The sequence below is a fragment of the Mycobacterium sp. genome (genome assembly GCF_035697385.1).
Lineage (GTDB): Bacteria > Actinomycetota > Actinomycetes > Mycobacteriales > Mycobacteriaceae > Mycobacterium.
In genome coordinates, this window is record NZ_DASSCY010000285.1 from 23569 (window position 1) to 30482 (window position 6914).

Annotated in this window: 9 protein-coding genes; 8 read left to right on the forward strand and 1 reads right to left on the reverse strand. The window is 64.2% G+C overall.

Going from position 1 to position 6914, the window contains the following annotated elements:
• Nucleotides 1–32: 32 nt before the first annotated feature.
• From VFH65_RS24490 to VFH65_RS24525, 8 genes are all read left to right on the forward strand, one after another.
• Nucleotides 33–1316 (forward strand): ArsB/NhaD family transporter, encoded by a 1284-nt coding sequence (locus VFH65_RS24490; protein WP_353325014.1) that lies wholly within the window; start codon nucleotides 33–35, stop codon nucleotides 1314–1316.
• Nucleotides 1317–1432: 116 nt separating this feature from the next.
• On the forward strand, nucleotides 1433–2182 hold the full coding sequence (locus VFH65_RS24495; RefSeq protein WP_353325015.1) for a hypothetical protein: 750 nt from the start codon (nucleotides 1433–1435) through the stop codon (nucleotides 2180–2182).
• Between the two features lie 181 nt (nucleotides 2183–2363).
• Complete coding sequence (locus VFH65_RS24500; protein WP_353325032.1) at nucleotides 2364–3632, forward strand: NAD(P)/FAD-dependent oxidoreductase; 1269 nt, start codon at nucleotides 2364–2366, stop codon at nucleotides 3630–3632.
• Nucleotides 3633–3756: 124 nt separating this feature from the next.
• Nucleotides 3757–4227, forward strand: a complete 471-nt coding sequence (locus VFH65_RS24505; protein WP_353325017.1) for a GreA/GreB family elongation factor — start codon at nucleotides 3757–3759, stop codon at nucleotides 4225–4227.
• 2 nt (nucleotides 4228–4229) lie between these two features.
• Nucleotides 4230–4721, forward strand: coding sequence for a GreA/GreB family elongation factor (locus VFH65_RS24510; protein ID WP_353325019.1), 492 nt, complete (start codon nucleotides 4230–4232; stop codon nucleotides 4719–4721).
• 11 nt (nucleotides 4722–4732) lie between these two features.
• Nucleotides 4733–4948: a hypothetical protein gene (locus tag VFH65_RS24515; RefSeq protein WP_353325020.1), complete on the forward strand. Its 216-nt coding sequence runs from the start codon at nucleotides 4733–4735 to the stop codon at nucleotides 4946–4948.
• 93 nt (nucleotides 4949–5041) lie between these two features.
• Nucleotides 5042–5182 carry a hypothetical protein gene (locus VFH65_RS24520; protein ID WP_353325022.1) on the forward strand — a complete coding sequence of 47 codons (141 nt, stop codon included), beginning with the start codon at nucleotides 5042–5044 and terminating at the stop codon, nucleotides 5180–5182.
• A gap of 48 nt (nucleotides 5183–5230) precedes the next feature.
• Entirely contained in the window at nucleotides 5231–6037 is an 807-nt protein-coding gene (locus tag VFH65_RS24525; RefSeq protein WP_353325024.1) for an SPW repeat domain-containing protein, read from the forward strand.
• Nucleotides 6038–6068: 31 nt separating this feature from the next.
• Here the strand turns inward: VFH65_RS24525 and VFH65_RS24530 are convergent, their stop codons facing one another.
• Complete coding sequence (locus VFH65_RS24530) at nucleotides 6069–6665, reverse strand: TetR/AcrR family transcriptional regulator (RefSeq protein WP_353325026.1); 597 nt, start codon at nucleotides 6663–6665, stop codon at nucleotides 6069–6071.
• Between the last annotated feature and the right edge of the window lie 249 nt (nucleotides 6666–6914).

Here is a 6914-nt window from a genome sequence, read left to right on the forward strand (position 1 = left end):
TCCCGGCCCCGGTGGCGGCGGCTGGACAACCAATGGCTCCCGTGCTCGCACTGGCGATCTTCGTCGTCGCCTTCTGGTTCATCGCCACCGAGCGCGCGAACAAGGTCAAGACGGTCCTGGTCGCTGCCGGCATGATGGCGGTACTCGGCCTGATTCCCGGCGAGCGGGTGTTTTATTCAGAGCACGAGGGCATCGACTGGAATGTCATCTTCCTGCTGCTGGGCATGATGGTCATCGTCGGCGTGATCAAACAGACCGGCGTGTTCGACTACCTGGCGATCTGGGCGGCCAAACGATCGCGCGGCAAGCCGTTCCGGCTGATGGTCATGCTGATGCTGATCACCGCCATCGCCTCACCGGTGCTCGACAACGTCACCATCATCATGCTGGTCGCTCCCGTCACCCTGGTGGTGTGCGACCGCCTGCGGATCGCCCCTCAGCCCTATCTCATCGCCGAGGTGCTGGCGTCCAACATCGGCGGCGCCGCCACGCTGATCGGCGACCCGCCCAACATCATCATCGGTAGCCGAGCAGGGCTGACATTCAACGACTTTCTGGTTCATATGGCGCCCGCGGTGGTCGTGATTTTTGCACTGTTCGTGGTGCTCACCAGAGCTCTGTTCCACAAGGATCTGCGTGCCGACGACGTCAACCTCCAACAGGTGATGGCATTACAGGAACGACGAGCCATCAAAGACACTCGGCTGTTGATCCGGGCGCTGTCCGTACTGGCCCTCGTCATCGTCGGATTCGGGCTGCACTCCGTGCTGCACGTCGCACCCTCGATCGTCGCGCTGGTCGGCGCGGGAGCGATGCTGCTGGCGACCGACATCGACGTCAGTGACGTACTGCCCGAGGTGGAATGGCCGACGCTGGTGTTCTTCATGGGGCTGTTCGTCATGGTCGCCGGACTGGCGCATACCGGTGTCATCGAAACTCTCGGCACCGCGGCCGCAACGGCATTCGGCGACAACTGGTTTTTGGCGGCCACCGCGCTGATCTTCGGGTCCGCCATCCTCGGCGCGTTCATCGACAACATCCCCTACACCGCGACCATGGCGCCGGTCGTGGAAGGAATGGCGGCTCAAACACCCGACGCCGAGACCGGGCGGGCGCTGTGGTGGGCGTTTGCCCTCGGCGCGTGCTTCGGCGGGAATGGCACCGCAATCGCCGCCAGTGCCAACGTTGTCGCAATCGGCATCGCACAACGGGCCGGTCACCCCATCACCTTCTGGAAGTTCACCAAGTACGGCGTGGTGGTCACTCTGTGGAGCGCCACCCTGGCGTGGGTGTACGTGTGGTTGCGCTACTTCTGACCGCCGGTCATCGACCTGCTGTGCGCAAAAGAGGACGCGCGCTGTCGGTACGCGACAAAGCGTTGCGTCCCCGTTGTCTGGGTTTGGCAAACCCCGCAGGAGCAATCCACATCATCATGGAGACAACCGATGATCAAGGCGCGGAGGTGGGTGATGGAGCGGGTGAAATCGCCCCGGCGTCGACTCGCCGACAGGGGATTTCCGTGATCCCGCAGGAGCCGCATGATCACCGCGGATCCGCGCGCCGGCGGGCGGAGGAGGCCGTGATGGACACTTTCACCGTGCGCCTGCCCCGGTGGCCGCTTCTGCTGCGCCTGTTGGGCCGTGATCCACTGGTACGCACCAGCGATCGGGTCGAGGCGCTGATGTTGGTGTTGGCTGTCGCGGTCTCGCTGCTGTGCGCGCCGATCGCCGCTGCCGTCGGCACGGCGGTCTATTACGCCAACCGCCAGCTCTACGCTGAGCAGGCCCAGAATCGCCGCTCCTTGCCCGCAACAGTCACCGGCGACCCTGCCTCCCAACAAGTCTTGCGGACCATCACGTTCACCGCACCAGCGCGATGGTCAATGGCCGGCGCCGAACACGCGGGCACGGTCAAGGCGTCATCGACAGCCAAAACTGGTGACTCGATAGAGATCTGGGTCGACCACAACGGTTCTCCGGTGCCTGCACCGACTCCAACAACCCGCGCCGGTGTGGATGCGGTGGTAGCGGCAGTGGCGATCTGGGTGACCGTGATCGCCGCGGGGGCGACTCTTTTCGCCATCACGCGGGCAGTTTGTGACCGTATCCGCTTCACCGCATGGCAGCACGACCTTGACAGCCTGGTGGGCGACGGCGGCGGGCGCACCACCAACCAGCCCTAAAGCTCTCCAGCCACTTCATCATTCACCCGTGGAAATCGCTGCTCTTGGTCCCGCGTCGCCATCGGCGTTGTCGGGTGGCAACAACAAGCCATCGTCCGGTTGTCCAATCTCAGCAAACCGCTCCCGGTCTATCTCGCCCACGATGGAGGTAACAACCAACGTTCAACTCTGGAGGTATGTGATGGTCGGCGTCGAGCGCATAGATGGCGGACCGCGATCAGTGATCGTCGTCGGTGCGGGCATCGTCGGTTTGTCGACCGCATGGTTCCTGCAGGAGCGCGGAGTCGACGTCACCGTGGTGGACCGCACCGGCGTCGCCGCCGGCGCCTCTTGGGGCAACGCCGGATGGATCGCGCCGGCGCTAACCCTGCCCCTGAACTCTCCGGCGGTCCTGCGCTACGGGCTGCGAGCGCTGAGCGACCCTGCCGCCCCTCTGCACATCCCGCTCACCGCCGACTCCGCACTGGGCGCCTTCCTGGTCCAGTTCGCCGCCAACTGCCGGCGATCGTCGTGGAAGCGCGCGGTGCGGGCCAACGTGCCGCTCAACGAGGAATGCATCGAGGCCATCGACGTGCTTGTCGCCAACGGGGTCGACGCGCCGGTGACTGACGCTCCGATCACCGCGGTGTTCCGCACCACCGAAGCCGCAGAGCGCATGATGCGGGAGCTTCGACAGCTCGAAAGCGCCGGGCAGACAATGTCTGTCACCGGGCTATCGGGCGAGGCGCTGCGCGAACAAGTGCCCTTGGCGTCGCCCGCGATCACGGCCGGGTTGAACATCAACGGGCAGCGCTTCATCGACCCCGGCCGATTCGTGCAAGCACTTGGTCAGGCGGTCGTCGAGCGAGGTGCAACCATGCGCACGATGGAAGTCAGTGACGTGCTGTCCTCCGGCAACGGTGTCTCGGTGTACCCGCAGAGCGGCGAGTGGCCGTTGACCGCCGACGCTGCCGTGATCGCCACCGGCGCTTGGTTATCCCGGCTGACGGGCAGTCGGGTGCGCGTTCCTGTGCAAGCCGGTCGCGGCTACTCCTTCACCGTGCCCGTCGATCGCCCTATCCCAGGTCCCATCTACTTGCCGGACGTGCGGGTGGCGTGCACTCCGTACCAAGGCGCACTGCGTGTTTCGGGCACCATGGAGTTCCGCGATCCGCATGCACCGGCGGTGCCGGCACGGGTGGGTGCCATCGTCGCCTCCGCCAGTCCGTTGCTGGATGGGGTGCGCTGGGCCGAACGCAGCGACATATGGGTTGGCCCGCGCCCGGTCACCCCCGATGGCCGCCCCTTGATTGGTGAAATGTCGCGGCGCGTGTACGTGGCGGGTGGGCACGGCATGTGGGGACTGGCGCACGGGCCGGTGACCGGACGGCTTCTGGCCGAGCAGATCACCACCGGAAAGCAACCCGAAGCCCTGCGCGAATTCGACCCTCTGCGCCGAACCGGTAGGTAGACCGGCGACCCGCGCTTCACACCTCCGACAACCGCGCCCGTCACGGGCATGCGAGTCGTCAGGGGCGGCGCTCCTGCCACGGCCCGCCCCTGACGACAACTCCTCTATGAAAGGAATCTGCAAAATGACTACCACCGAACGTGTCTGGATGACGCGAAGGGCCTACCTCCGCCTGCAAGCCGAACTGGCTGGGCTGCGCTCACAACTCGGCGTCGAAGTACCCGACGACGCAATGCATTTCGACGACAGCCTTGTCGCAGGCAACCGGGCACGACAAGTTCGGATTCGCCAGATTCAGGACCTGTTGACACACGCGGTCGTCGGTGAGGATCCACCCGACGACGGCATCGCTGAGCCCGGAATGGTGCTGACCGTTCGCTATGACGACAGCGGTGAGACCGAAACCTTCCTGCTCGGTGTGCGTGGTGCCGAGGACGCGGACATCGAGGTGTACTCGCTGCAATCACCTCTGGGCAGTGCGATCGCAGGAGCGAGCCCGGGCGAACAGCGCACTTACTCCATTCCCAGTGGCGCTGACGTGCCCGTGACGCTCCTCAAGGCGGTGCCCTACGGCACAGCGACGGAAAGGAACTGACCATGCCCACTGCCTCGCGTGTATGGATCTCACCCCAGGCGCACGAGCGGCTGCATCGGGAGCTGGACACTTTACGTTTCCTGTTCTCCGCAGGAATCGCCGATGGCGATACCGACGAGAACGCCACCGCTGTCCGACGTGCGTGGGAGATAAGGATCCAACAGATTCATGATCTGCTGATCAACGCGGTCGTCGGCGAGGACCCACCCAACGACGGCATAGCCGAACCGGGCATGGTGGTCACCATACGATACGACGCCACCGGTGACACCGACACGTTCCTACTGGGTCTACAGGGCGCCGAATACGCCGACATGGCCGTCTATTCCATCGAATCGCCCTTGGGTGCCGCGATCGCAGGAGCCCGCCCCGGTGAACGTCGCACGTACAGACTCCAGGCTGGCGCCACCGTGCCCGTCACTCTGCTCAAAGCAGTGCCATACGGTCTTCATGCCGCGGACTTGAACGAGCGCGTGCTGCCGACCGGCGGATAAGAGGAAGCTCCATGTCGCCTACCATTCCCACTTTCATTGCGCTGAACGCCCAACTCATCAAGGCACACCACAGGATCCGTGAGCTTGAAGCCCGCGAAGCCGAGCTACGTGCCCAAATCGGATCACTCCGTGCCGTGATCACCGAACGCACCCGCGACGGCCAGCAGACTATTGCCAGTCGGTCGACGATATGGCGCGAAGACACTGGGGTGCGTGAGGTTTCATAGCAACTCAACCGTGGCGCTCCTTTAGGGGCCTGATTATCGGCGATGACCCACGCGCTCGTCGCAACAACGACCGACAAGACCGAAGGGAATCACATGTTCAGAACCATCGAGAACTTCGCCAACACACCGGAATCCCGGACCGTGATCACCGCTGCGGCCAGCACCGAGGATCGCCGCCTAGCGCCCATCGCCCTGCAGCGGTGGGAATCTGATGGCGGGGCGCTGCCTGCTTAACACCGGTGAACCGAACATTGCCAAAGGTACAGAGAATAAGGAATTTTCATGAAGAGTTCGACCAGACCATGGATCGGCTGGGTCGCGCTGGTTGTAGGCATCGGCGCCGTCGTAGCATCAATCGCGGTGACATCGACGCGAGCCGGGGAAGGTCTCACGTTCGGGTTCGCTGCCTTCATGGCGTTCTTCGCATTGTTGTCGCTGCTAGCGCGGAACCGAACCCCAACTCATTGGGGGCTTTTCGTGGCAGGTCTGTCCATGTTCCTGCTGCCGTGGCTCGGTGACGGCTTCACCCCGGATCGCGGAGCCGCATGGACGGCATGGGTCGCGGGATTCCTCGCGATGGCACTGGGCGCTGTCGGTTGGCTAGGCGGAAGACCGCCGACCGTCTACGGCATCAACGAGAACGCGAGCCGCGACACCAAACCCAGTGCTACGGCCGGTCGGATCAATTGGGCCGCACTCGTTGTTGGAGTCGCCACCGTAGTCGTTGCCGCCGCCGTAGTGCATTCATCCTCGGTCGCGATAGCCATCACGGTTGGCTTGGGTGTCCTCACCGCAGTGATTGCGGTGTGGTCATTACTTGCGGCCGATCCCACGCGTGATTTCTTGACCCTGGCCACCGTGGGCTTTGCATTGTTCCTCGCACCGTGGGTCGCAGGGTTCTTCGGAGGTGCTGCGTGGACGGCGTGGATCGCCGGCGGGATCGTAACGGCGCTCGGCGTCACCGGCTACCTGCGCGGTGAGGCCCTCGATTTCGCCGGGACTGTTCGGCAAAACGCAGACGCGCGCTACCGCGAACGATTCCGCCGACACGAGACGCCGCGTGGGCGTCCGGCGACCACGTCGAGCTAGGCATAAATATATGAACAGGGGTCTCTGAGCGTTATTTCCCCACTGCTTGGTCGAGAAGTGCCGTGGCCGCCTTACGCGCATGTGTCCAGCAGGCGGGGTCGTCGAGGGAGGTCGACAGTGCGGCCGCACCTTCGTAGAGGAGGCCGAGTTGGTTGCCCAGCAGTGTGGGGTTGGCCGCCCCGGCTTGGCGGGCCAGCTTGATCAAGGCTTTGATGTAGTTGCGCTTGTGTTCATGGACGATGTCGTGAATTTCCGGCATCATCTCGGCGGCCTCAACGGCGGCATTGTGGAAGGGGCAGCCGCGCATCTGCCCGTCCGGCGACGGGGTTTCAAACAGGGCGAGTATGCGCTCGCGGGGTGTGAGATTCGCGGCGTCCGGCCCGGGTCGGATCGGGTCCTCGACCTGTTGCTGGATGCACCGCAGGTACTCCTCGACGACGGCCGTCTTGCTCGGAAAATGTTGGTAGAGCGTTCGTTTGGAGACCGACGCTTCGCTGGCGAGTCGCTCGACGCCAGTGGCGTTGATGCCCTCGCGGTAGAACAGTTCGATAGCTGTGTTGAGGATGCGCTGGCGTGCGCCACGGCCGCCGCGTCCAGTGGTGGACTGTGTCTCACGCTGGGTGGTCATGATTTGAGGATACCGATGGGTTTACACCGTCCGCCAAGGCGTGTAGCGTCGGCGCACGTAAGTAAACCGATCGGTATATAAGGAGTGGGACGTGGCGCAGCAGGGCGGCGGCAGCAGGCGACGGTTGCAGTGGACACTAGCGGTTCTCGCGGCCATACCGACGGCCAGCGCGACCGGGGAGATCGTTCGGGGCGCGCAAGGAGTGCCGGGCGGTTCGCCGGCGGTCGTACCGACGGTGGACAGCTCTCT

Bases quoted from the DNA above. Each gene is read 5' to 3' on its own strand.
- VFH65_RS24495 (WP_353325015.1), top strand. From the start codon at position 1,433: ATGGAGACAACCGATGATCAAGGCGCGGAGGTGGGTGATGGAGCGGGT.
- VFH65_RS24490 (WP_353325014.1), top strand. From the start codon at position 33: ATGGCTCCCGTGCTCGCACTGGCGATCTTCGTCGTCGCCTTCTGGTTC.
- VFH65_RS24510 (WP_353325019.1), top strand. From the start codon at position 4,230: ATGCCCACTGCCTCGCGTGTATGGATCTCACCCCAGGCGCACGAGCGG.
- VFH65_RS24525 (WP_353325024.1), top strand. From the start codon at position 5,231: ATGAAGAGTTCGACCAGACCATGGATCGGCTGGGTCGCGCTGGTTGTA.
- VFH65_RS24520 (WP_353325022.1), top strand. From the start codon at position 5,042: ATGTTCAGAACCATCGAGAACTTCGCCAACACACCGGAATCCCGGACC.
- VFH65_RS24530 (WP_353325026.1), bottom strand. From the start codon at position 6,665: ATGACCACCCAGCGTGAGACACAGTCCACCACTGGACGCGGCGGCCGT.
- VFH65_RS24515 (WP_353325020.1), top strand. From the start codon at position 4,733: ATGTCGCCTACCATTCCCACTTTCATTGCGCTGAACGCCCAACTCATC.
- VFH65_RS24500 (WP_353325032.1), top strand. From the start codon at position 2,364: ATGGTCGGCGTCGAGCGCATAGATGGCGGACCGCGATCAGTGATCGTC.
- VFH65_RS24505 (WP_353325017.1), top strand. From the start codon at position 3,757: ATGACTACCACCGAACGTGTCTGGATGACGCGAAGGGCCTACCTCCGC.